Raw genomic sequence first — 24634 nt, 5'->3', positions numbered from 1 at the left:
ACGTGCCGCACTTGAGTTATTCGCAAGCAAGCTCGCTCCTACCGTGGTTTTTAACGCGTCAGAACGCCCAGTCCAGGCTCAAACCGACGCCATGCACCTTCTCCTTGCTGGCCAGCAAACCGTTGTAGTCGAAGTTCACTCGCGCATCCTTGCTCAGGGCCAGGCTCACCCGTGCCCCGACCAGGGCGGCATCGCGCACCATCGGCGCGCTTTCCACCGCGAACGAAGGGCCACCGGAGGCAAACGCCAGGTGCTGCTCGGAGTCGGTGCTGCTCAGGTTGTGCTGCCAGCCCAGGGTGCCGGAGACTTCCAGTTGCTGGTGATCATTGACGTTGAAGGTTTTCAAGGCGCGCACCCCCAAGGTGCTCAGCACCAGGTCGCGGCTGTCGTCGCCACTTTTCAGCGCGGCGGCATCGCCCTTCTCTTTGAAGCTGTCCGTGTCCAGGTGCACGTAGGCCAGGTTGGCGAATGGCTCAAGCGCCAGGGGTTGCAGGTTGATGCGGTACGCCGCCTCGGTGAACACCTGGGTGCTGTGGGCATCGACCTTGGCTTTTTGCTTGCCGCTGACGTCGCCGTATTGCAGGTCGCGCTTCACATCGGCGCGGTGCCAGCTGTAGGTGGCTCCGCCGCTCAGGCGCCAGGCGCCGATTTCATGCCCGGCATAGGCGCCGAAGTGGTAGCTGTCGACCGAGGCACGGCTATGGGTGTCGCTGCCCATATTCAGCGACGTATCGCTGTAGCCCGCCACCAGGCCGATGCGCGTTGCGTCGTCGAGGGCACCGTCCACGCCGGCCAGCATGCCGCCGATGGACGTGGTGTAGCCGGCCGTGTCGCTGCGGCTGTCGGTCTTGCCCCAGGCCCCGAGCGCCTTGACCCACACGTTGCCACGGCTGTCGATAGCCTGGCTGGTCGCGCCCATTTCACCGTTGCGCAGCCGCTCGCCAACCGCTTCGCGCACGTAGCGGCTGTCATTGACCAGCGCAGTCTCCAGGGCTGGATAGACTTCGCCGCTCAGTTGCTGGAACGCGCCCTGTGCCGAGGCCGCGGTCGGGGCCAGCAGCAAGCTTTCATACACCCCATTGCCTGCGCCCAATTGCTCGGCGGCGGCGGCGACGGCGCGCTGGTTCGGCGTAGCGGCCACACTGGCGAAGCTGTTGGTGCGTGCCACATCCAGTTGCACACCGCCCGCTGCGTAGTTCAACGTGCCGCCGATGAACAGGTAGTCCGGCAGTACCGCACCGAAGCGGCCGGTGACACCGCCTGCGGCTTGCAGGATGTTGTACTGGCGGCCGATCAGGCTTTGCGCCTGGGACACGCTCAACAAGGTCGGGCTGTTTTCCAGGGCCAGGGTCACGGTGCCGCCATTGAGCGTGGCAGTGCCGCCGGCGACAATCCGGTCGCTGCTGGTGGGCGACAGTTCCACCGCGTAAGTCGAGCCCGCATCAAAGGTGACATTGCCCGCCACGTTCAGCGTGCCGATGGAGTTGCCCGGCGCCACGGTGCCGCCGCTTTTTGCGCTCAGCGAGCCGATACGCCCCGAGCCACCGACCACGCCGCTCTGGCTGACAGTGACGTCGGACGTAACCGAGCCATTGATCGCCAGCAAGCCCTGGTTGACCAGGGTCGGGCCGCTGTAGGTGTTGGCGCCGGTCAGCACCAGCGTGCCAATGCCCTGCTTGGTCAGGCCGCCATGCCCGGCGATGTCATTGCTCCACACGTCCAGCCCGCAATGGATGTCGTTGCACACACGCTGGGTCGGTTTGCCGGCATCCACCACCGCGCCAATGCCCGGCAGGTCCGCGACGAACTGGCCACTGCCGTAGGCGCCGTCGATGCGAAACTCGGCCGGAATATCCTCGGCGGTAACGAACATCCCCGGACCGTTGATCGCCTTGCCCAGGTTGATCATGCCCCAGCCATACAGCGAATCGATGCCCGGCGCGCCGAGGTCGGTGGCGGTGGTCTTGAGCAGCGTGGAGATCTGGTCGCCACTCATGTACGGGAAACGCTCCATCAGCACCGCCGCACTGCCGGCCACATGAGGCGCGGCCATCGAGGTGCCGTTGAAGTTGGCGTAGTCGTTGGTGAGGTTGTCCAGGTTGGTGCCGTTGATGATCGAACTGAAAATCTTCGTACCCGGCGCCGCCACGCAGAAACTCGCCGCATAGCCACAGCGCGACGAGAAGGTGCTGATCACGTAAGGGTTGGCGCTCGCGGTGTCCGGGTTCTGTTGCAGGGCCGCCACCGACAGCCAGTTCGGCGCAATTTCCGGCACGAAATACGCCAGGCCCGAGATGGCATCGGGGTTATTGCGGTTGTAGTCGTTACCGGCGGCGAAAATGGTCAGCACACCGCTGCGGGCCGCGTCGATCGCGCCTTGATAAGCGCCCCCGGCGATCGTGCCGAGGATCGGCCGGATGTTGTTGAACTGCGCCTGGGCTTCATTGACCGTGAAGTTGGGGAACGCCGGATCGCGCCCGCCCTTGGCATACTGATCACCGATGCCGATGCCCCAGCTGTTGTTGATGATGCGCGCGCCGCTGGCAACCAGCGCATCCCAACCGGCTTTGTACACCGCGCCATCGTTGCCCAGGATGATCCCGTCTTCCGGGCCTGGGTCACCGTTTTCAGCGCTGATGATTTGCGCGTTGAACGCCACGCCATGCATCGGCCCGCCGTCGCGGTTACCCGCCGCAATGCCGCCGACATGGGTGCCGTGGTTGCCCAGCTTGCCGTTGGAGCCCAGGGACGGCGTGCCGTCATAGCGAAACGCATCACCGGCCTTCACCGGGATATACGGGTCGGTGTACTGGCGAATGCCCTCGGTGACGATTGTCACCACTTTGTCGGGGCTGGCGAATTCCGGATGCGGGGCGTACACCGGCTGGTCGAAGATGCCCAGCTTGACGCCCTTGCCGGTGTAGCCGGCGGCATACGCGGTGTCGGCGTGCACGGCGCCCAGGCCCCAGTCGGCCTTGAATTCGTTGCTGCGCCAACTGGCGGCATCGCCCGGCTTGCCGGTTTCCACATAGGGTGCGGCCTGGGCTGTCCCCAGGCTGGCCAGGCAGCACAGCAGCGCGCCGTATGGCACGCGGCTCAACGCCTTGAGCGGATAGCCCGGGCCTGTGTGGAGGGCGATGGTGAACCCTGACTTGCATTTTTTCACGGTGACCTTCCTTAGTTTTCTTATTGCATTTGGAAAAATCTCGACCAGGCGCCACTGTCCTCCTGTGGGAGGGGGCTTGCCCCCGATAGCGGAGTGTCAGTCGCCGGAAGTGCTGGCTGACCCACCCTCATCGGGGGCAAGCCCCCTCCCACATTTGGACTGTGGTGTGCCTTTAGAACTGCCAGTTCAGGCTCAGCCCCACGCCCTGGGTTTTCTCGCGCCCGCCCAATTGGCCGTTGTAATCCAGGTTGACCCGTGTCGCCGGGCTCAGCGCCAGGCTCGCCTGCAGCCCTACCAACGCGGCGTCGCGCAGCAACGGTGCGCTGCGCACGGCAAATGACGGCCCGCCGGCGACAAACGCCAGGTGTTCCTCGGACTCCACCGCCGTCAGGCTGTGTTGCCAGCCCAGCGAGCCGGACAGTTCCAGTTGCTGGTGGTCATTGAGGGCCAGGGTTTTCAGGGCACGCACGCCCAGCGTGCCGAGCACCGCATCACGTCGGTCACTGCCGCGCTCCAGGGCCGCCGCCGCGCCTTTTTCGTGGAACGAGTCACTGTCCAGGTGCACGTAGGCCAGGTTGGCGAAGGGCTCCAATGCCAGCGGTTGCAGGTGAATGCGGTACGCGGCTTCGGTGAACAGCTGCGCCGTGCGCGCCTCCAGCTTGGTCTTTTGCTTGCCGCTGACCTCGCCGTATTGCAGGTCGCGCTTCACATCGCCGCGATGCCAGCTGTAGGCACCGCCGACACTCAGGCGCCAGTCGCCCAGCGCCCGCCCGGCATAGGCGCCGAAGTGATAGCTGTCGATGGACGCCGAGGAATGCGTGCCGCCGCCCATGCTCAATGAGCTGTCGCTGTAGCCGGCGACCACACCGACGCGGGTCTGTTCGTCCAGTGCGCCATCGACCCCCGCCAGCAAGCCGCCGAGGGAGGTGGTGGAACCTGCCGTTTCACCGCGCGTGTCGGACTTGCCCCAGGCACCCAGTGCCTTGAACCACAGGTTGCTTTCACCGGCCATCGGCACATGGCGCAAGCGCTCGCCCACCGCATCGCGCAGTTGGCGGCTGTCGTTGATCAACATCGCGCCCACGGCCGGGTAGATTTCACCGGACAGTTGCTGCAAGCCCTGTTGCGCCGTGGTCACCGAGTCCGACTGCAGCAGGCTTTCGTACACCGGGTTACCCGCACCCAACTGCTCGGCGGCCGTGGCGACGGCGCGCTGGTTGCGGGTGGCGGCGACGCTGGCGAAGCTGGCGTCATTGCGCCCGACATTCAGTTGCACCCCAGTGGCGGCGTAATCCAGGGTGCCGCCGAGGAACAGATAGTTCGGCAGCACCTGGCCGAACTGGCCCTGGACACCGCCTGCCGCCTCGAGAATCGAATACTGCCGGCCGATCAGGCTTTGGGCCTGACCCTGGCTCAATAATGTCGGGCTGTTTTCCAGGGCCAGGGTGACCGTACCGCCCCCCAGCACGGCCTTGCCGCCGGCGACGATGCGGTCGCTGCTGGTGGGGGTGAGTTCCACCGCATAGGTGGAGCCGGCGCCCAGGTTCACATCCCCGGCTACCTGCAAAGTGCCCACCGAGTTGCCCGGCGCCACACGCCCGCCGTTGTTGACCGACAGCGCGCCGATCCGTCCGGAGCCGCCGAGGGTGCCGCTGTCGTTGACCGTCACGGCCGAGGTCAACGAGCCGTTCACCGCCAGCAGGCCGCCGTTGACGATGGTTGCGCCGCGATAGGTGCTGTCGCCGCTGAGCACCAGGCTGCCCGCGCCGGATTTGATCAGGCTGCCTTCGTACACGCGGTTCGCCGCCGCCTGATCGCGCGCACTGCCCACGGCGTAGTCGGTCTGGTCCTGCTGGCTGGCGCTGGTGCTCACGCCGTTCTGCCAGCCTTTGTCGAGCAGGGTTTGCTGCCAGGCGCTGTGCTCGGCGCGGTCTTCGGCCTGACGCTGGAGCAGCGCCTGGTCAGACAGGCCATTGCTCCACACATCGCCCTGCCCGGCTGCGAGGTTCACGTCCATCGCGCCCAGCAACTGCCCCGGCCCATGCATTGCCCGGCCCAGGTCAGGCACGCCCCAGCCGACGATGGCGTTGGGGGCCTGGGTGATTGAGCCGTCAAGTTGCGTGGCGGTGGTCAACAGTACCTGCAGCGCCTGCTCGTTGGTCATGTAGGGATAGCGCTCCATCACCAGCGCCAACGCGCCGGTGGCATGGGGCGCCGACATCGAGGTGCCGGACTTCACGCCATAACCGCCGTCCGGGATGGTGCTGTTGATCAGCGCACCCGGGGTGGAGATACACCAGTACTTGGCGATGCCGCACTGGTTGTACTTCTGGTTGTTGGCCCTATCCAGCCCCGACACCGCCAGCCAGTGACCTTCCAGTTCCGGCTGGAAATACGGCAGCGCCGAGCGCACGCTGGCATTCGCATAGCCGCTGTTGCCGGCGCTGAACACGTTGATCACGCCAGCCTTGGCCACATCCGCCGCCGCGTCCAGCCAGGTGCCGCGGTTGTAGTGCTGGGCGTAGGCCGCGTGCAGATCGCCCAGGGTCTGGTAGCTGACGTCCTTGGGCTGGCTGCCCCAGCTGTTGTTGATGGCGCGCACGCCGGAATCGACCAGGGCGTTGTACACCGTTTTGAAGTACTGAGGGTCCGGAGTCGGGCCGAACAGAAAGCTGTCGTTGGCGTTGGTGTTGCCGACATAGACCTGGGCGTTGTACGCCACGCCATGCATGCCCACGCCGTCGCGCGCCGCGCCCATGGTGCCGGTGACATGGGTGCCGTGGGAGTCGTTGTTCGGGTTGAGTGCGCCGGTGGTGCTGAAGGGCCTGCCATCGACGTAAGTGCCGCTGGCGGTGACCGGATGGAAGCGATCTTTGGACGCTTCGGGGTGATTGGCATCGAACCCCGAGTCCAGCGCACCGATTTTCACGCCCTTGCCGCTGATTCCGGCGGCATAGGCTTCATCGGCCTTCATGCGCCCCAGGCCCCAATCGCTCTGGTACTCGGCGGAACGCCAACTGGCCGGGTTACCCGGCTGGCCGGTTTCGGCGTATTGCGCCTGCGCCGCAACGGACAACAGCAGCAATGAGCCTGCGGTGAAGGGTTTGAACCGTGGTGAATCCGTGATCATCCGTACACTCCTGTTTTATTGTTATGTGTTGCCCCTACCGCGTTCTCTCCGGACCGAAGGCCTCGTCCACCTTGGCCAGGTCGGTGTCGCGCAAGTTGCCCGCGTAGTAATGCAATTTGGTCCAGGCCATCAGGTAGTCGTACCGCGCCTGGGCCAGGTCGCGGCGGGTGCTGTAGAGCTGCTGCTCGGCATTCAACGCATCGAGGTTGACCCGCTCGCCGCCGAGGATGCTTTGTTTGGTCGACACCACCAGTGCCTCGGCCGAGGTCAGGGCCTTCTGATAGGCGCGCAACTTGCTCACCCCGGACAGGCAGGCACTGAACTGGCGGCGCAGTTCGATCAGGGTTTCGCGGGTCTTGCCTTCCAGTTCGTACTCGGCCTGCTCCATGGCGCGGCTGGCCTGGCGCGTGGAGGCCGAGATAGCGCCACCGGCATACAGCGGCAGGCTGACTTCGACGCCGATGGTGTTGGTGTCGTAGCGCTGGTTGTAGGTGTTGCCGCTGTCCGATTCCTGCTTGCGTGAACTCGCGTAGGCGGTAATTTTCGGCAAATGCCCGGCGCGGTTGCGCTCCACTTCATAGCGCGCCACTTCCAGGGATTGGCGCTGCGAGGCCAGCACCGGGTTGTTGGTCAGCGCCAGTTCGTGCCAGGTGGCGTAGTTGGCCGGGCTCAGGCTGAACGCGGCGAAGCTGTGGTTCAGCGGCGCCAGGTCGTCGATATTCACGCTTTGCACGCCAATCAACGCGCCCAGCTCGCGCAGGGAGGCATCCTGCTCATCCAGGGCCTGGATCTCTTCGGCGGTGGCCAGCTCATAGCGCGATTCAGCTTCCAGGATGTCCGTGCGCGTGCCCTCGCCTGCCTTGAACAAGTGTTCGTTCTGCTGGAACTGCTGCTCGAACGCTTTCTTCTTGGCGCGGGCGATGTCGATCTGGTCCTGGGCGAACAGCGCCTGGGTGTAATAGCTCAACACCCGCACCAGCAGGGCCTGGCTCTTGTCACGAAAGCTCTCGTCGGCAAACAGCGCCTGGGCCACGCCCTTGCGGTAGTTGGCGTAGGCTTCGTAGTCGAACAGCGGTTGTTGCAGGCTGAAGGTGGAGCCGTAGCTGTTGTAGTTGCGGTCGTCGCGATAGCTGCCGCCACGGCCGTCGGGCAGGTGCGCTTCGGAATTGTTGCGGCCCTTGTTGTAGTTGTACGACAGCCTTGGCAACAAGCCGGCGCGGCCGATGGTGCGGTTTTCCAGGCCGGCGTCGCGCTCCTTGATCGCGCCAAGGAACACCGGGTCATTGCGCAGGGCCTGCTCATACACATCGAACGGGCCCATGGCGGCGTGCGCACTGGCACAGCTCAACAGCAAGGCGATGAACACAGGCTTCATGTTCATTCCTCGGTCAACGCAGAGCCGGCGCGATCGAGCAGCGGCTTGAACAGGTAATTGAGCAACGAGCGTTCGCCGGTGCGCACGAACATCTCGGCGGGCATGCCCGGCTTGATCACCAGGCCGTGGAGTTTTTCCAGCGCCGCTTCGCTGACGGTGGTGCGCAGCACGTAATACGGCGCACCGGTCTTTTCATCGAGCATCTGGTCGGCGGAAATCAGGCTCACCTCCCCCGGCACGCGCGGGGTGCGGCTCTGGTTGAAGGCGGTGAAGAGGATGTCCACCGGCAAGTGCGTACCGACCTTGTCCACCAGGTGCACCGGCAAATGCCCTTCCACTTCCAGGCGCGTGCCTTGGGGCACAATCTCCAGCAGGGTTTCCCCCGCGCGCACCACGGCACCGATGGTGTGTACGCCAAGGTTGACCGCGATGCCATCGGCCGGCGCGTTGATTTCGCTGTGTTGCAGGTCGAACCCGGCGGAGGTGAGTTGCTGCTCCAGGGTCAGGCTGCGCAGTTGCGCGTCGGCCAATTGGCTGCGCACTTCCTTCTGGTATTCCTCGCTGTGCTGCTGCAATTTGAGGCGCGACTCGACAATGCCCTGCTCGACGCGGCCACTCTCGCCGGCGTTTTGCGCCAGGTCCTGCTGCACCTGGGACAACTGGCGCTGGTAGTCCATCAGGCGGTTACGCGGGATGTAGCCGTTGTCGGCCAGCGGTTGCAGGTTGCTCAACTGGTCGCGCAGGGATTGCGCCTGGGCGGTCAAGTCGCTGCGGGCACGGCGCATGCCGCCCAACTGCGACATGGCGCCGTCGATGCTCGCCCGAATGCCGGCCTGCTCGCGGGCAAAGGCCTCGCGGCGACTGCTGAACAGTTGGCGTTGGCCCTCCAATACCAGCGCCAGTGCCGGGTCGGGATCAGTGCTCAGCTCGGCGGGAAACGTCACGCCGGGCAGGTTGTCACGCTCACTCTGCCAGCGTGCGGCGCTGGCCCAGGCCATACGGTACTGGGCTTGCAGCGATTGCACGTCGGCCTGGTGCTGGGTCTGGTCGAGGCGAAACAGCGGCTGACCTTGTTTCACGGCCTCGCCGTCGCGCACCAGAATTCGGCTGACCACGCCGGGACTGAGGGTTTGCACGGCCTTGCGCTTGCCCGACACCACCACCGTGCCCTGTACCGGAATGCCTTGATCAAGCGGCGCGAGGCTGGCCCAGAGGAAAAACCCGCCGGCGCCGACCACGGTCAGCAGCCAACCCATGCGCACGAAGGTGCGCGCGTCGTGTTGTTCGTAAATCATGCAAGTATCCTTACTGCTTGACGCAAAACGTGTAGGAGCGAGCTTGCTCGCGAAAAACCCACAGGCACTGTGTGTAGCCAATCGGAGCGCGTCATCGTTGACGACTTTCGCGAGCAAGCTCGCTCCTACCGCCGGGTCTTTCCTTCGGTGCTTCGTGCTGGCCGGACAACGCGCGCAGCACTTCCTGGCTCGGTCCGAACGCTTGCAACTGGCCTTCGCTGAGCACCAGCAACTTGTCGGCCTGGGCCAAGGCGGAGGAACGGTGAGTCACCAGCACCACGCTGCTGCCCTGGGCCTTCATCTGCACGATGGCGCTGGCCAGTGCCGCTTCGCCGACGGTGTCGAGGTTGGAGTTGGGCTCATCCAGCACGATCAGGCGCGGCCCGCCGTACAAGGCGCGAGCCAGGGCTACGCGTTGCTTCTGCCCGCCGGACAGGCCGCCGCCGTTGTCGCCCAGTACGGTGTCGTAGCCTTGGGGCAGGCGCAGGATCAATTCATGCACCCCGGCTTGTTGCGCCGCCTTGACCACCCGTTCCGGGTCGGCTTCGCGAAAACGCGCGATGTTGTCGGCGATGCTGCCGCTGAACAGTTCGATGTCCTGTGGCAGGTAGCCGATATGCGGGCCGAGGTCGTCGCGGTCCCAGCGGTGAATATCCGCGCCGTCCAGGCGCACCGTGCCGGCCAGGGTCGGCCATACGCCCACCAACACGCGGGCCAGGGTGGATTTGCCCGAGCCGGAGGCGCCGAGTACGCCCAGCACTTCGCCGGCCGCCAGGGTGAAGCTGACGTGGTGCAGGGTCGCCAGGCGTCGACCGGGCGGGCCGGCGCTGACCTGCTCGAAACTGACCTGGCCCTTGGGCGCCGGCAAGGCCATCTGCTCGCCTTGCGGGGGAAACTCGCGCAGCAGTTCATCGAGGCGCTGGTAGGCCAGCTTGGCCGAACTCCATTGTTTCCATACGGCGATCAACTGGTCGATGGGGCTCAGTACCCGGCCCATCAAAATGGAGCCGGCGATCATCATCCCGGCGGTCATATCGCCCTTGATCACTAGAAACGCGCCCAAGCCCAATACCAGGGATTGCAGGCACAGCCGCAAGGATTTGCTCAGGGAAGTGATCACCGAGCCGGTGTCGCTGGCCTTGTTCTGCAAGCCGAGGAACTGCGAATGCACCGCAAACCAACGCTGGCGCAGCGCACCGAGCATGCCCATGGCCTGGATGGTTTCGGCATTGTGCAAATGGCTGGTGGCCAACTGCGTCGACTGTTGGGAAAAACCGGCGGCGTCGCCCAGCGGCTTTTTGGTCAGGTACTCGTTCAGCCAGGCCAGGCCGATCAGCAGCACCGCTCCCGCCGTGGCCAGCACGCCAAGCCAGACGTTGAACAGGAAAATCACGAACAGGTAGATGGGAAACCATGGCGCATCGAAAAACGCGAACAGCGCCGGCCCCGTAATGAACTGGCGAATGTGGGTCAGGTCGCCCAGGGATTGCCCCGCATGCCCCTGCCCGCGTTGCAGGTTGCGTTCGAACGCGGCTTTGTAGACGCGCAAGTTGAAACGTCGCTCCAACTGGCTGCCGATGCGGATTACCACAAAACTGCGGATAACTTCGAGCAGGCCTATAAAGACAAAGAACCCCACGACCATCAGCGTCAACATCACCAGCGTAGTTTCATTCTGGGAGGACAGCACGCGGTCGTACACTTGCAGCATGTAGATCGATGGCACCAGCATCAACAGGTTAATCAAGGCGGTAAAACAGCCAATGCTGATCAAGATGCTCTTGTACTCACCCAGCGCCTTGAACAAAGGCGCAACGGCATGGGGCTTGGCCATATCTTTTACTCTTCCCTGAACCCAGATGACGCGCAATAGTTGCCCAACCCCCGAACACGGCGCGGTCAACTAACAAATGAAGTTATAAGCTTATAACTGGAAACTAAGGTGTGCGTCGCAACGCAACTACACCACCGGATTTAGTACGCCCCTCATATTCGCCTTCCTTCTGGCGATTCAAGTGCGTGATCCCGCTGCCTTCGGCATTCATCAGCCAGATACCGTCCGGAGTGGGCGACCAGGTCAGGGGCTTTTCACCCAGCCATTGCGCCACACACGCCACGTCGCCGCCCAGGCGATTGGCCTGCTCTTGCAGGTCCAGCGCACAGACCTGGTCGCCCTGGTGCAACTGCCAATGCCCTGCCAACTGCGCGGTACTGGGTAAAACAAGACTGCTCGCCATTGCATGGGCTCCTGCCGACACGATCAAAAGGGTCAACCACTTGGAAAAACGCTGCATCGTTTGGCTCCATCCTGGAACGCGGCGCCGGAGCGCCGCGCTTTACATCACGCCACGATGTCGCTGGCAGCCGCCTGGCCAACGGTGGTGACGAGGAAATCCGCCACACCGTGCCCGGAGAAGTCCACGGCCAACGTGCCCAGGTTGGTACCTGAGGCGTAGGACAGAACCGCATCGCCGGCATGCCCGGTGAAGGCATTGACGAAGGTCACGCCCGCACCCTTGGTGATACCGGACAGGTCGATCTTGTCCGAACCCGAGGTGAAGTCAAAGATCTTGTCCGCAGCCCCTGGCTTGGAGTCGGAACTGGCACCGTACACGAATGTATCGCTGCCGGCGCCGCCCCACAGTTGGTCCGCACCGCCACCGCCGTAGATGAGGTCGTTGCCGGCCCCGCCCTTGATCAGGTTGGCGGCCTGGTTACCAATGATCAGGTCGTTGCCCGCGCCGCCGAACGCGTTCTCGACGGTGACACCTTTGGCAATGGACACGTTGCCCACCAGGCCGCCAACGTCGGAGAACGAGGTCGCATTGAGGTTGATCTTCTGGTTCTGGGTAAACCCGGAGAAGTCCAGGGTGTCATTGCCGCCACCGTCCCATACCGAGAACACCAGCTTGTCGGCATTGGATGTGGCGCTGAGGAAATCACGCCCGGTGTTGGAGTTGAAACCGTAGGTGGTGTCACCGGCGCGGGTGTTGAGGTTGGCACCGTAGAGCTTCTGGATCGCGGCGATGTCGTCGATCAGCGGACCGGAAGCGTACGCCTCGACCCCGCCTTTGCTGAAGTTCTGGTTGGTGTTGCTCTCGCTCCAGTAACTCATGAGGCTATAGCCACGCGTGTCCTGTCCATAGGTCGCGTCGTTATAGGTCGGGTTGCCATTCCCGGCGTTGTAGTCGCCAGGGTGAGCCAGGCCCAGGGTGTGACCGATTTCGTGGGTCAGGGTCTGCCGGCCATAGTTGTTCAGGTCCGGGGTCTTGTTCGGCGTGTAGCTGTTGTTGGTCAGGTACCACGAGGTGCCGTCGTAGCCTGCGCCGGTGCCGGGCAGGTAAGCGAACGCCGCCGCGCCGTCCTGGCCACCGCTGTAGTTGCCGAAGGTCATGTGCCCGTCGCCGCCGGAAGCCTTTTCGGTAAAGGTCACGTTGGCCACATCCGACCAGGATTGCATGGCCAGTGCGGCCTGTGCTTTCTGCTGGGCGTTGAATTGGCTGAAACCTGAGATGCCATGTTTGTTCATGGTGCTCTGGGTAGCCGAGGTGAGGAAGGTGTAGGTCAGATCGATCTTGCCGTTGCCATCAAAGTCCCGGTACGCGGCGCCATCGCGCAGCAGTTGGGTGGCTGCCTGGTCCACGCTGTAGGACGGTTTGCCGTTGACGGTGAGGTTGCCGCCACGGTCATACAAATGGCTGAAGCTATCGATTTGCGAGTAAGCAGTGCTGGCTTGCGCGGCAGATACAATAGCCTTGTCTTTTACTTTTGACATAAACGTACTTCCTTGTTTGCAAGTGCATCAGTCTTTGTTCGATAGGAACCTCGCGGGCGAGGATAGTCCTATCACTCACCTCTTTTGAAGGCGTAAGAAAACTGACACAACTTGAAATCTTTCGTCTACAACTATTTCACTGATGAAAATGTGATGCAGGTTCAACATCAGGAAGTCGCGCGCAGCATTTATTGGGCGTGATTGCTCATTGCGCGCCCAATCTAAGTCCAGTGTTATTTAAATATTAAATAGCGCCAAAGCGCTTTAATTGAGCGACGTACTTGAATAATGGATCCAATATATTGACACCGTGGCATAAGCAATATTAATGGGCCACTACCGGCATATAAAAGTCCGTCTGGTCTGCCCCCTGATGCCGGGACACGCACCGATTTGACGGGCATTGAAGATAATCAATGTGTCAGGTATACCTCGTATATGAGCGAACTCTCTATTAGCATTGGACGCCGTGATCAAAAAGGAACACTTGCATGGCCCCCTGTGATCTGCCCTGCCGAAAGAATGTCCGGGCCCTTCTGCTCAATCCACATGATCAAATTCTATTGATGCAGGTGACCCTGCCTGACCGGACCTTCTGGTGCACCCTGGGTGGCGGAATCAAGCCGGACGAAAGCCTTCAAGACGCCGCACAACGTGAGCTGTTCGAGGAAGCGGGATACCGCCCCGAAGAACTGTCCCAAGGGCGCCTGGTGTGGACGGGAAAACATACATTGATGCGTAATGGCACGCCGGTTCTTCTGGATGAGTCCTTTCTGCTATATCGGGCTACCCGCGTCGATTTCACGACACAGCATCAGACCGACGAAGAGAAAGCCGTGGTCAAGGAGATGCGCTGGTGGAGCGTCGAGGAAATCAATCACACCGAACAGTTCATCGTGCCACCGCGCCTGGGACATTACCTGCAACGCCTGCTCACTCTAGGCCCTCCCGCTTCCCCAGAGCTGATTCAGTTAGCGGATGAGTCATGACGGTCACTTGATTTGCAACGACATCTCGCCCATGCCGTGGCGTCTCTCGCCAGCTTGGCGGCCAGCAAGACATGATCCAGGTCAAAGAACCGCCGAACGGACCTGAAAAAGTCGCCTTCCCCTTGCGAACGGATGCTATTTTGAGTGCTCGACACCAGGACTATTGAAGGTCCTGGCTCCTGCCGCGAGCTAAAGGAAGCGCTCAATGAACAAGGTGGGCACTATGAACAAAGTGACATTCCCCAACGCGTGCCAGCTGATGCGCTGGCACTTTCATCCGATGGGCTTCGAGGGGAGCATGGACGCCCCCGGCAGCATGGTGGCCCGCCTGTTTGATCGGACCAGCGGCGAGACACTGATCGCTATCGCTGGCATTCCCTGCGCCACTGTAATGAACGCCGCCGATGTGGAGCGCATCATTGAGGCGGTGGAGGATGAGCTTGAGAGTTTTGTGCCGCCTCTGTCGCTGCGGGCCTGATCGATTGCCGCAGACCGGTGAGATCCAACGGTGGGAGGCGCTGGGTCAGTCACTGCAAGGTCGAATGACAGAGCGCAATCGGGGGCAAGCCCCCTCCCACATTCAGATCGCATTGAGGCCGATCAACCGCGTTGATCGTCGAAGAATGCTTTCCTGCCGTCCACCCGCTCCGATGCCCTTGGCACATTCACCGCCTGGCCTTCGGGCTTTTCCACGTACCAATAACAGTGGCTGACCGCTCGCGTGATACCGACGTAGGCCAGGCGCAGCACTTCGTCTTTTTGTGCGTTGTCATATGCCTCGTTGTCGCCATCCTTGCCCAGGCCCGCCATGCGGTAGACCTGGTTCTTGTAAGGCGAACTGGTGAGGTGCTGGCAGTCCCCCAATAGAAACACCGCGTCCGCCTGCAGGCCCTTGGCGCTGTGATAGGTCAGCTGTTTGAGCTTGCGCGCCTGAGGCGGCAAGCTCGAATCAAGATTAACTACGGCCTGAATATGCTCTTGTATCAATAACTTATCGATGCTTTTTCGATATAGCATCAAGATCGTATCGCCCTGCTGATAATGCTTGAGCAGCTGCCGCGCCAGTGCAGCATCGTCGCGCTCCTGCACTGTCACGGGCACCAGCGGCTTGGGCTCGCCACTGGCCTTGGCCTTTTTGCCGGGAATGGCCGGCGCACTGCGTACGATGTGCTCGGCAGCATCGATGATGTGCTGATGGCTGCGGTAGTTCTCAGCCAGCATCACCCGCGTCGTACTCGGCGATGCAAATTCTTGGTTGAATTCCATGAAGTACTTGGGTGAACTGCCGCGCCAGCCGTAGATCGACTGCCAGTCGTCCCCCACGCACAGTAGCGATGAACGCTGCGCCCCGCGCCCGACATGCATGGCCGGGCCACGGCTGCGGATTTCGCGCAGGCTGGCACGGATCCACGAGACAATCTGCGGCGATACGTCCTGGAACTCATCGATCATCAGGTGCGACATCGGCCGCAGCAATGGGTCGCTGAGCAGCTTGAGGTTTTCCGGGGTATTTTCGCCAAACAACGAAAACATGCGGTTATACGTCATGATCGGCGGCGATTGATCGAGCAAGTGATCTTCCAGGGCCTTCCAGAAAATGCCCAGGGCCTCGAAGAACAAGCGGTCCGGGTCGTCTTTGGCAAAGCTCATGCGGCCCACGGCGCTGGGCACATCCAACCCGAGGTTTTCAATAAAGCCGGCGGCCATCACAAAGCTGTCCAACAGCGGCGCTGAAGCAAGCTCACCCTTGACCTTGTAATCAAACCCTGGCCCGGCCGTGGCATCGCCCGCCAGACTGCTTAACAACCTCTTTGAAGACTCATAGTTATCAAGCCATATCAAAGGCTTGCGACAGAAAGCTTGAAACAAGGTGCGCTTTACCGCCCACTCTGCGCGCACTGACAGCTTTGAATTGGGCCGGCTGATCTGAGGGCTTTCCCGCGAATCAAAGCCCAGCACCACCCACGCGTCCAGCTCGGGGATATAGCCATGGCAATGAAATTTCGCCCCATTGATATCGAACGTCTGCCGGCTCGGCTCGATACCCTTGATCGGCCAGGCGCCGGCGCGAAACCACAGATCCTCGATGACGTCGCAGAGTTCTTCATCACGCCTGGCCGCCAGTTCCGTCACCGCCATGCGCTTTTGTACATCCGGGTGATCGCACTCCAGCTCCTTGAGTTGCAGACCATGGCGCGCCAACGGCGCGATCAACTCACGAAAACGCGCGTGGCTGCCGTGCAAGCGGTAATAGCAGGCGTTCATCTGTTGGCGCTGGGCGTCGTTGATGCGCAGGTCGAACGGATTGCTGTCGGCGTCCTCGACGCCGGCGCTGAGGTTCTCGAACGCCTGCAGTCGCTCAAAGCCCGGCAGGCTGCGCACCATCGGCAGGATGCGTGAGTGAAAGGTGCGCACCACCGCCTCGGCCTCTTTTTGGCCAAGGGGTTGGCCCCACAGGCTGAGAATCTGCATGAGCTTGTGGATGAAGTCCTTGCGCGATTCGCGGGTGAACGTCACCACGGTCATCGAACTCAGCTCGAAGCCCAGGTAATGGGTGAGCAGAAGGATGCGCAGCACCAGGGAGGTCGACTTGCCTGCGCCAGCGCCTGCAATCACTGAGGTCGAGGGCGTGTCGCTGAAGATCATCTTCCACTGCGCGGCGCTCGGCTGGGCGTGAGCCGGCAGCAAACGTGCAACGTCGGCCTTGATGCGCTTTTTGATGTCGGCGGTCAGGGGCAATCGCCAGTCATCGAACAAGTTGTCATCAATGCCCGGAGCACGAGGCTCATCGGACCGAAAATCACGTATCAGCAGGACTTGCCGGCCCTCTTCCAAACCGTCCGCCTTGCCCTCGCGGTAGCCATACTCCACACCGGCTTCATGCCCGCTGCGAAAACCGTCGGCTTGACCGTGTAACCAGGAGAAACGGTGTTGAGCGCGCAAACGCGTGAGGCCGTGTCCGAACAGACGCGCGGCAAGCCGTTTCAACAGCGGCATTTCCGCCGGCGGGCGCAATTCAGGGGGCAGATCAGGCTGTGGGGGCGGCACGCGAACTCCTGCGATGAGCTGGGTTTTGACAGTGCGCCATGGTCGCCGGAATCGACGCCGAGTTCCAGCCAAATGCTTTGGTGTCATGCAGTTAGGCGATGAAGTGAAAGTTGTTGCCCTAATTTCCCATCGAATTAATAGATAGGATTAAGGCAGTTTTTACGCTTTTTATCGATCATGCGCTGGTGGAATATAGGGTCATCAACAGGAGACGATCATGCTTGAACTTCGACCCTTCAACACCCTGGGCGGCGCCCACCATGGCTGGCTCGACGCCCATCATCATTTCTCGTTTGCCGAATACCATGACCCCGAGCGCATGCACTGGGGCAACCTGCGGGTGTGGAATGACGACATCATTGCGCCGGGCACCGGCTTCCCGCAGCACCCGCACCGCGACATGGAAATCATCACCTACGTACGCGAAGGCGCCATCAGTCATGCGGATAACCTTGGCAACAAGGGCCGCACCGAAGCGGGCGACGTACAGGTGATGAGCGCCGGCACCGGGATTGCCCACAGCGAGTACAACCTGGAAGCCACGCCGACCAAGATCTTCCAGATCTGGATCATTCCGAATGAGGCCGGATTGCCACCGTCCTGGGGCGCCAAGCCGTTTCCGCAGGGTGTTCGCGAAGGTTTCGTGACCCTGGCCAGCGGCAAGGTCGGAGACACGCAAAGCCTGCGCATTCGCGCCGATGCACGCTTGGTGGCGGCTAATCTGAAGGCCGGTGAAACTGCCGAATACCGTCTGGACAGCGGGCGCCGAGCGTACCTGGTACCGGCAACCGGGACGATTGAAGTCAATGGCTTGCGTGCGCACGCTCGAGACGGTGTGGCGGTTGCCGATGAGCAAGTGTTGCGGGTAACGGCGGTTGAAGACAGTGAGATTGTGCTGGTCGACTTAGCCTGACCTCAAACCACGCTGGCATCTAATGTGGGAGGGGGCTTGCCCCCGATGGCGGTGGATCAGCATCGAATACATCGACTGACACAGCGCAATCGGGGGCAAGCCCCCTCCCACATTTGATCTCAGGGTGTCAGTTTGACGAATACCGTCTGGACAGCGGGCACCGAGCGTACCTGGTGCCGGCAACCGGGACGATTGAAGTCAATGGCTTGCATGCGCACGCTCGAGACGGTGTGGCGGTTGCCGATGAGCAGGTGTTGCGGGTAACGGCGATTGAAGACAGTGAGATTGTGCTGGTCGACTTAGCCTGACCTCAAGCCACGCTGGCATCTAATGTGGGAGGGGGCTTGCCCCCGATGACGGTGGATCAGCATCGAATACATCGACTGATACAGCGCAATCGGGGGCAAGCCCCCTCTCACATTTCGATCTCTGGGGTGTCAGTTACTCCGAGATGGCTCCGTCTACCAGCACTTGGGCCTCTTGCACCAGCTGCTTGAGGTGATCTTCGCCGATAAAGCTCTCGGCGTAGATCTTGTAGATGTCCTCGGTGCCCGATGGACGTGCGGCGAACCAGCCGTTTTCGGTCATGACTTTCAAGCCGCCGATGGCCTGGTTGTTGCCTGGCGCATGGCTGAGGACCTGCTGGATGCTCTCCCCGGCCAATTGCGTGGACGTGACCTGCTGCGGCGACAGTTTGCCCAGCAAGGCCTTTTGCGCTGGCGTGGCCTTGGCATCGACGCGGATGGCAAACGGCTCACCGAGAGCGTCGGTCAGGCCGCGATAGAGCTGGCTTGGGTCCTGGCCCTTGCGCGAGGTCATTTCCGCGGCGAGCAGGGCCGGGATCAGGCCGTCCTTGTCGGTGCTCCAGACGGTACCGTCCTTGCGCAGGAACGAGGCCCCGGCGCTTTCTTCGCCACCGAACCCCAGCGAACCCTCAAACAAGCCATCGGCAAACCACTTGAAGCCCACCGGCACTTCGTACAAACGACGGCCGATACGCGCGGCCACTCGATCGATCAGGCCGCTGCTGACCACGGTTTTGCCCACGGCCGCATCGGCGCGCCACTCGGGGCGATTCTGGAACAGGTAGTCGATGGACACCGCCAGGTAGTTATTCGGCGCCAACAACCCACCGGACGGGGTCACGATGCCGTGACGGTCGTGGTCAGGGTCGCAGGCAAACGCCACATCGAAGCGCTCCTTGAGACCGATCAGGCCTTGCATGGCGTAGCTGGAAGACGGGTCCATGCGGATCTGGCCGTCCCAGTCGACACTCATGAAGCGGAAGGTCGCGTCGACTTCGGTGTTCACCACGTCCAGGTTCAGCCGGTAGTGTTCGGCAATCGCCGACCAGTAACGCACCCCTGCTCCGCCCAGCGGATCGACGCCCAGGCGCAAACCGGCGCTGCGGATGGCATCCATGTCGATCACGTTGACCAGGTCGGCCACGTAGCTGTTGAGGTAATCATGGCGGTGGGTGGTATCGGCCTTGAGCGCCTGGGCGTGAGTGATGCGCTTGACCCCGGCGAGCTTGTTGGCCAGCAGTTCGTTGGCCTTGGCTTCGATCCACTTGGTGACATGGGTGTCGGCCGGGCCACCGTTAGGCGGGTTGTACTTGTAGCCACCACTTTGCGGCGGGTTGTGGGACGGCGTGATCACGATACCGTCGGCCAGGCCGCTGGTGCGGCCACGGTTGTAGCAGATGATGGCGTGGGAAATCGCCGGTGTCGGCGTGTATTCGTCGCCTTCGGCGAGCATGACGTGCACGCCGTTCGCGGCGAGCACTTCCAACGCACTGGCGCCGGCCGGCGTCGACAGTGCGTGGGTGTCCAGGCCGACAAACAGCGGGCCGTCGATGCCCTGGGCCTCGCGGTACAGGCAGATAGCCTGACTGATCGCAAGCACATGCCATTCGTTGAAGCTCAGCTCGAACGAACTGCCACGATGACCGGAGGTACCGAACGCCACGCGTTGGGTGGAGATCGCTGCATCAGGCTGGCCGGTGTAGTAGGCCGTGACCAGTCGCGGGATATCCACCAGCAACTGGGCTGGTGCCGGCTTGCCCGCAAAAGGACTGATAGTCATGCATAAACCTCGGAAAATGAGTATTCGGAAAAATGACAGTTTACGGGGACTTGGACTACTGCGCGACGGTATCGATCCCACAACTGATGTAGAAATTTCACACCTGTCAGACCTGTGCCTGCTGCAGCGCCCCGGCCAACGTGTCCAGGGCGATGTCCAGGTTCGGATGACCGCTGAATGCATGACTCAGGCGCATATGCTGGTGATGCAGGCCGCAGAGGCTGAACAGCTCACCGGGGGCGATCACCACCTGTTGCGTCACCATGCGCTGGAACACCTGATGCATATCCACCGCCGCCGTCGACTGCAACCAGAAACTGGCGCCGGCGCCCGGCATTCGGTAGCTCACCCGGCCCTCCAGACGCACATCCAGACGATGACTCATGGCCTGCGCTTGTTCGCCTAGCCGTTGGCGTAACGTCTGCAAGTGCTGGTCAAACCGCCCGCTTTCGTACAAGCGGGCAATGGCCCGCTGGCGGATCGACGACACACGGAATGCGCGCAACAAAAACTGGCGCTGCAATTGGCTGCTCAGTTGCCGCGACAGTACAAAACCAAACGGTGCTTCCGGACCGAGGATCTTTTCGAGTGACGAAAACACCATCAATCGCTCGGGACTGACCAGATCGCGCAGGGCCGTTGGGGACGGTACGAAGCTCAGTTCGCCGAAGGTGTCATTCTCCAGCAGCCAGCAACCGTAGCGATCCAGCAGGTGCGCCACCTGCAACCGCTCCTGCAGCGACAACACGCTGCCTGACGGCATGCTCACCCCCGACGACAGCAGCACCAGATGCACCGGCTCGTGACGCAGCAGGTGTTCAAAGGCAGTCAAATCGAAGTGGCCATCGGCCTGCCAAGGCAATTCGATGACCCGTACGCCCGCGCCCTGCAACAGGCGCAAGATCCGATAATCGCAGGGTGACTCGACAACCACTACCGTGTCCTTGAGGCTCAGGGCGTCAATCAGGATCTCCAGGACACCGCGCAAGTCGGCTCCGATATACACCTCATCCGCCTGCCAGCAACGCGTGGGCGACGAGGTATACCTTGCCGCCAGCGCCGCGCGCAGCTCCCAGACGCCAGAGGGTTGCCAGCGAGTTTGCAGGTGGTGCGGGTAACGGCGGATCAGTTGGCGCTCCAGCGTCAGCAATGCGCCATCCAGTGAGCCCAGCAGCGTCGGTTCATCGCCGCTGAGCACCACCATGGCTGGCCGCCGCGTTGCCGCATACAGGCGCTCAAGCAAATCGGCATCGGTCGTCATTTGTGCGTTGGCGGCCACCGGCCAGGCAAAGTAGCCTGACTTGGCCACGGAGTAGATCCGCCCCTCTTTCTCCAATATCGAGTAAGCGTACTGAATCGTCGAGATCGACACTTTCAACCGGGTCGACAGTTGCCGCAGAGAAGGCAACTTTACCGGTGTTTCAAGGCTGACTTCGTTGATCAGGTTGATCATGTAGCGGTACACCGCCTGATAGGCAAAATCAGCTTGCCGCTCTCCTCGCAGCTTCATGAGCGTCCACCCGGGCTTGCACGTACCGGCACGCTTAACGTCCCGACAACTGCGCAATCTGCGCCTGCACCCGCGCTCCGCGGCGTTTGCGTGCCTGGGCGCTACGGCCCGCCTGTAGCGGCCGCTTGCGGTACAAGTGCTGCAGAAGAGGCAATGGCAAGCCACTGGTGTCAATCAGCCATTGCTGCAGCATGTCCGCAGCGGGCTTGCCCTGCAACGCCTTATGCAATTCGGGAAGCCCCACCAGCATGCCGGGGTGGCATTGACGCAGGTAACCCTCCAGGCGCTCGCCGTGATGAATGAAGGGGGAGAACAACAGGCAAGTCAGTTGGCCCTGGTCCAGGCCAAAGAATTCCCTGGCGTAGGTCGTCGACAACACGCGCCCATCGTGACTGCTCATCTCGTCGATCAGGCTCTGCGGGATTTGTCGGCGGCCCATCGCATCCCTTGCCTGATGCACAAATGCTTCAACGCCCTCCTCGTACGACAACTCCCGCAGGCACTGGGCCTGCAGCCCATGCAGGTGTGCCATGAGCAGCGGGTTGGGATAGTCAGGATGGCTGAAGTGAAAGTCGAACGGGTCCGACTTGTGGGCCAGGAACTCGATAAGCAGCGGTGCCGAGGCGATATCGACCTCGTCGAGCAGATCGGCCACCCCGATATGGGCCAAATGGCGATGCCCGCCACGGCCAGGGCTGTCGACCTCCACGAATTGCTCGCCATAGAGGTCGCGGTAGCAACCGGTGCTCCACTCCTGCATGCGCGCGAACAGAATATTGAGCGACGCGGGCCTACGCGGCGGGACAGTGACGCCCGCGCCCAGTGCCGCGCGCTTGAGCCAGGCCAGGTATTGGCTTTGCTTGCGCGGCGAGTCACCACTGACCACGGCGTGCACGCCGCCGTTCCACGTGCTGACGCGCTGGTAGAAATCCCCCAGGGCCAGGTAAGTATCGTTGCACAGCGTCGCGCGGACATCCCCGGACGTCAGGTGCCCGATCATCAGCATATTGCGCTGGCTGACCTCACGGCCAGCGCTGGATGCGGGCCGCTGATGATGGAAAGGTTGCACCTCCTGGTTTTCCACCATCAACAGCTCCACGCGAGGATCATCGTGGAAAAACAGTGCGCTGTAGCCCTCATTCAGACCGTCAAGCGTTGCCTGTGTCATCCCGGCATGCCGCAGCGTCGCTACCCGCAGGTGAAAAGTCTTGGGCGCACGGCCAGCGATGCTCAACTGCGCCGCCCGCAGCAGCGCCAGGGTGTAACTGCTGACCTCGCCGCCGCCGTGGGCGATCAACACTTTGTAGTTAGCCACTTGTTCCATGCCGCCTGCTGCCACCACTATTCGCTGGATCAACAATTGGAGTGCAGTCCTTTCGGCGCGCGTGAAGTGCCCCATCAAACGTTGCAGAACTTGCTGGTAAACATAGTTCATGGCTTGTTCGTGAATTGCGCTCATCGTTCTACTACCTGAGTTGAAATATCAGTTTCAAAGCAACTTTTTAATGTCGTTGCTTGACCCATTACATCTGTAGGCTTGTCTTCCCCTGGAGGGCACAAAGATGATTAAACACTAGCACCTGGCAACAAAATCACCGGGCAGGCACCTGAGCCGTGTACGACCAAACCTGCGCGCAGACGCGAAAGCCCAAGGCCCTGTGTGGCCAGGTCGCACATCCTAGGAATATTCCGACAACTTCCTACAGCGATTTAACTAATAAACTAGCGAAACTTCTGACAAATATTAAATCACCCACTTAATCCTGCTTCTGGCAACAAGGTCGGATGTTCTGAGTGCTTTTCGGCAGCCAGGGTATCGCTTGGTTAGTTCGCTGATGCGGGACAGTAATGTGCAATAGCTAATCATTGCTCAATCCTTGAGATGATGGTGAAGCCACAATTATCGGCGCTCAAACAATGATTAATAGATACAGAACAACGCAGGAAAGCAGTTCAGATGATCCGCGGTGTGAACTTCAGTAACGCCCACACGACAGCGCCGCGCTGGATTTCAGGGCGGCGTAAGGGCCAAAGGTATTGTTTACGGGGGCGCAACGCCCTCGGAGCGGCTCAACCCTGGCGCGGGTTAAGCCCTGACAAATGGCGCATCTGCCGTATCCGCGCAGACGCTTGAGCATTCATTTGCGAATACTCCTACAGCTCAAACAGCTTCAACCTGCAACGCAACCCGCTCGCGGCACGGGCATTCGTCCATGTAGCGATGGGCTTCGACGAACTGGCTGAACGGAAACACCGTGGTTTTCAGCGGTACCAGTACCCGGTCGGCAGTCAGTTGATTGATATCACGCAAGGCACGCTGCAACGCCACCTGGTCCTGAATGATGCCCAGCTCCGGCTTACCAGTGAAGTTGCCGATGCAATGCACGAAAAACTGAATATTCTTCTGGAACGCCGCACAGGCGGGGAATGGCGTCTGGTTACCGCCTTGCAGGCCATACAACACCAGGCTGCCGCGTGGCGCCAGCACATCACCGAGCAACGACATCTGTGGCCCGCCGAGGCCATCGAACACCACATCGACGCCACGATCACCAGTGATTTTGTTGATCTGCATGAGCAGGTCCTGCTCTTCGGTGACGATCACTTTTTCCGCCCCAAGGGACAGCAGGTACTCGCGCTCGTCGCTGTCTTTGGTCGCGGCAATCACGCGTACACCCAAGGCTTTGCCCAACTGCACAAACGAAGGCCCGGCGCAGTGACTGGCATCGGTCACCAGGGCGAACTGCCCGGGTTTGACCCGTGCCAGGTCCATATAAGCAAAATAGGCAATCAACAGCGGCGTGTAATGCACGCTGGCTTCAATGGGGCTCAAGACATCCGGGTAACGGGTCAGGGCCGACCGCGGCAGGACGATCTGCTCGCCATACACCGGGTAATCGTTAGGGCTTTCGGCGGGGAAACTGGCGACCTTGTCGCCCACCGCCAAGTCGTCCACGCCGTCGCCCAACGCGACCACCACACCCGCCATTTCATGACCAAGGCCCGACGGCAGACGTGCATGGGACGACGCCAGGTTCTGGCGCCACAGAATGTCGTACCAGCTGATACCAATCGCGTCGACACGCACCTGCACTTCGCCCGGTGCGGGCTGCGCGGCTGCATGCTCTTCGCATTTGAGCACCTCGGCCGGACCAAACTTGTGAAAACGAATCGTGCGGGACATCGCAAACCTCGTCAAAGTAACCTCTAATGCCATGAACTCTATCTGGGCTTTACGGGTAAGACCACAGGTCGCCATTAATAGTCGACATGTCTGTCATTGATTCCGCATGTGAGGAATAGACCTCAGCTAACGTAGGAAAACTCAATTATCCGGTGCAGAGTACC

15 protein-coding genes and 1 pseudogene are annotated in these 24634 nt (G+C 61.5%); 4 read left to right on the top strand and 12 right to left on the bottom strand.

The window, feature by feature from the left end; genetic code table 11:
• Positions 1-58: 58 nt before the first annotated feature.
• The 7 genes from PspCFBP13528_RS09815 to PspCFBP13528_RS09785 form a co-directional block, all read right to left on the bottom strand.
• Positions 59-3166 (bottom strand): autotransporter serine protease, encoded by a 3108-nt coding sequence (locus tag PspCFBP13528_RS09815; RefSeq protein WP_137200097.1) that lies wholly within the window; start codon positions 3164-3166, stop codon positions 59-61.
• 172 nt (positions 3167-3338) lie between these two features.
• A complete protein-coding gene (locus PspCFBP13528_RS09810; RefSeq protein WP_137200096.1) occupies positions 3339-6296 on the bottom strand; it encodes an autotransporter serine protease in 2958 nt (985 codons plus the stop codon).
• Between the two features lie 34 nt (positions 6297-6330).
• Entirely contained in the window at positions 6331-7671 is a 1341-nt protein-coding gene (locus PspCFBP13528_RS09805) for a TolC family outer membrane protein (protein WP_065953477.1), read from the bottom strand.
• A gap of 2 nt (positions 7672-7673) precedes the next feature.
• Complete coding sequence (locus PspCFBP13528_RS09800) at positions 7674-8966, bottom strand: HlyD family type I secretion periplasmic adaptor subunit (protein ID WP_065953476.1); 1293 nt, start codon at positions 8964-8966, stop codon at positions 7674-7676.
• Positions 8967-9057: 91 nt separating this feature from the next.
• A complete protein-coding gene (locus tag PspCFBP13528_RS09795) occupies positions 9058-10800 on the bottom strand; it encodes a type I secretion system permease/ATPase (RefSeq protein ID WP_101220587.1) in 1743 nt (580 codons plus the stop codon).
• Positions 10801-10903: 103 nt separating this feature from the next.
• Entirely contained in the window at positions 10904-11260 is a 357-nt protein-coding gene (locus PspCFBP13528_RS09790; RefSeq protein WP_065953474.1) for a protease inhibitor Inh/omp19 family protein, read from the bottom strand.
• A 47-nt stretch (positions 11261-11307) separates the two neighbouring features.
• Entirely contained in the window at positions 11308-12741 is a 1434-nt protein-coding gene (locus PspCFBP13528_RS09785) for a serralysin family metalloprotease (protein ID WP_057722481.1), read from the bottom strand.
• A 491-nt stretch (positions 12742-13232) separates the two neighbouring features.
• On the opposite strand from PspCFBP13528_RS09785, the gene PspCFBP13528_RS09780 reads away from it, so the two are divergent.
• On the top strand, positions 13233-13730 hold the full coding sequence (locus tag PspCFBP13528_RS09780; RefSeq protein ID WP_065893105.1) for an NUDIX domain-containing protein: 498 nt from the start codon (positions 13233-13235) through the stop codon (positions 13728-13730).
• 205 nt (positions 13731-13935) lie between these two features.
• On the top strand, positions 13936-14208 hold the full coding sequence (locus PspCFBP13528_RS09775) for a DUF1652 domain-containing protein (protein ID WP_065953446.1): 273 nt from the start codon (positions 13936-13938) through the stop codon (positions 14206-14208).
• A gap of 122 nt (positions 14209-14330) precedes the next feature.
• Here the strand turns inward: PspCFBP13528_RS09775 and PspCFBP13528_RS09770 are convergent, their stop codons facing one another.
• Complete coding sequence (locus PspCFBP13528_RS09770) at positions 14331-16778, bottom strand: UvrD-helicase domain-containing protein (RefSeq protein ID WP_137200095.1); 2448 nt, start codon at positions 16776-16778, stop codon at positions 14331-14333.
• Between the two features lie 217 nt (positions 16779-16995).
• On the opposite strand from PspCFBP13528_RS09770, the gene PspCFBP13528_RS09765 reads away from it, so the two are divergent.
• Positions 16996-17691, top strand: coding sequence for a pirin family protein (locus PspCFBP13528_RS09765; protein ID WP_137200094.1), 696 nt, complete (start codon positions 16996-16998; stop codon positions 17689-17691).
• 137 nt (positions 17692-17828) lie between these two features.
• Positions 17829-17999, top strand: a pseudogene (locus PspCFBP13528_RS09760) (hypothetical protein); the annotation flags it as partial.
• 133 nt (positions 18000-18132) lie between these two features.
• On the opposite strand, the gene pgm reads toward PspCFBP13528_RS09760, so the two are convergent.
• The 4 genes from pgm to PspCFBP13528_RS09740 all read right to left on the bottom strand — a co-directional run bounded on the left by pgm (position 18133) and on the right by PspCFBP13528_RS09740 (position 24470).
• A complete protein-coding gene (gene pgm / locus PspCFBP13528_RS09755; RefSeq protein ID WP_065953443.1) occupies positions 18133-19776 on the bottom strand; it encodes a phosphoglucomutase (alpha-D-glucose-1,6-bisphosphate-dependent) in 1644 nt (547 codons plus the stop codon).
• A 106-nt stretch (positions 19777-19882) separates the two neighbouring features.
• Positions 19883-21286, bottom strand: a complete 1404-nt coding sequence (locus PspCFBP13528_RS09750; protein ID WP_137200092.1) for a PLP-dependent aminotransferase family protein — start codon at positions 21284-21286, stop codon at positions 19883-19885.
• A 34-nt stretch (positions 21287-21320) separates the two neighbouring features.
• Positions 21321-22745 carry a hypothetical protein gene (locus PspCFBP13528_RS09745; RefSeq protein ID WP_137200091.1) on the bottom strand — a complete coding sequence of 475 codons (1425 nt, stop codon included), beginning with the start codon at positions 22743-22745 and terminating at the stop codon, positions 21321-21323.
• A gap of 702 nt (positions 22746-23447) precedes the next feature.
• Positions 23448-24470: a zinc-dependent alcohol dehydrogenase family protein gene (locus PspCFBP13528_RS09740; RefSeq protein WP_065953441.1), complete on the bottom strand. Its 1023-nt coding sequence runs from the start codon at positions 24468-24470 to the stop codon at positions 23448-23450.
• Between the last annotated feature and the right edge of the window lie 164 nt (positions 24471-24634).

Source organism: Pseudomonas sp. CFBP13528 (assembly GCF_005233615.1).
Classification (GTDB): Bacteria; Pseudomonadota; Gammaproteobacteria; order Pseudomonadales; family Pseudomonadaceae; genus Aquipseudomonas; species Aquipseudomonas fluorescens_AM.
The sequence above is the reverse complement of the archived record's forward strand: the minus strand, read 5'-3'. Positions and strand labels throughout refer to the sequence as shown.

What these genes read in the sequence shown, in the direction of transcription:
- PspCFBP13528_RS09790 (WP_065953474.1), bottom strand. Translation starts at nt 11,260, where the DNA reads ATGCAGCGTTTTTCCAAGTGGTTGACCCTTTTGATCGTGTCGGCAGGA.
- PspCFBP13528_RS09775 (WP_065953446.1), top strand. Translation starts at nt 13,936, where the DNA reads ATGAACAAGGTGGGCACTATGAACAAAGTGACATTCCCCAACGCGTGC.
- PspCFBP13528_RS09765 (WP_137200094.1), top strand. Translation starts at nt 16,996, where the DNA reads ATGCTTGAACTTCGACCCTTCAACACCCTGGGCGGCGCCCACCATGGC.
- PspCFBP13528_RS09740 (WP_065953441.1), bottom strand. Translation starts at nt 24,470, where the DNA reads ATGTCCCGCACGATTCGTTTTCACAAGTTTGGTCCGGCCGAGGTGCTC.
- PspCFBP13528_RS09800 (WP_065953476.1), bottom strand. Translation starts at nt 8,966, where the DNA reads ATGATTTACGAACAACACGACGCGCGCACCTTCGTGCGCATGGGTTGG.
- PspCFBP13528_RS09785 (WP_057722481.1), bottom strand. Translation starts at nt 12,741, where the DNA reads ATGTCAAAAGTAAAAGACAAGGCTATTGTATCTGCCGCGCAAGCCAGC.
- pgm (WP_065953443.1), bottom strand. Translation starts at nt 19,776, where the DNA reads ATGACTATCAGTCCTTTTGCGGGCAAGCCGGCACCAGCCCAGTTGCTG.
- PspCFBP13528_RS09780 (WP_065893105.1), top strand. Translation starts at nt 13,233, where the DNA reads ATGGCCCCCTGTGATCTGCCCTGCCGAAAGAATGTCCGGGCCCTTCTG.
- PspCFBP13528_RS09805 (WP_065953477.1), bottom strand. Translation starts at nt 7,671, where the DNA reads ATGAAGCCTGTGTTCATCGCCTTGCTGTTGAGCTGTGCCAGTGCGCAC.
- PspCFBP13528_RS09795 (WP_101220587.1), bottom strand. Translation starts at nt 10,800, where the DNA reads ATGGCCAAGCCCCATGCCGTTGCGCCTTTGTTCAAGGCGCTGGGTGAG.
- PspCFBP13528_RS09810 (WP_137200096.1), bottom strand. Translation starts at nt 6,296, where the DNA reads ATGATCACGGATTCACCACGGTTCAAACCCTTCACCGCAGGCTCATTG.
- PspCFBP13528_RS09750 (WP_137200092.1), bottom strand. Translation starts at nt 21,286, where the DNA reads ATGAAGCTGCGAGGAGAGCGGCAAGCTGATTTTGCCTATCAGGCGGTG.
- PspCFBP13528_RS09745 (WP_137200091.1), bottom strand. Translation starts at nt 22,745, where the DNA reads ATGAGCGCAATTCACGAACAAGCCATGAACTATGTTTACCAGCAAGTT.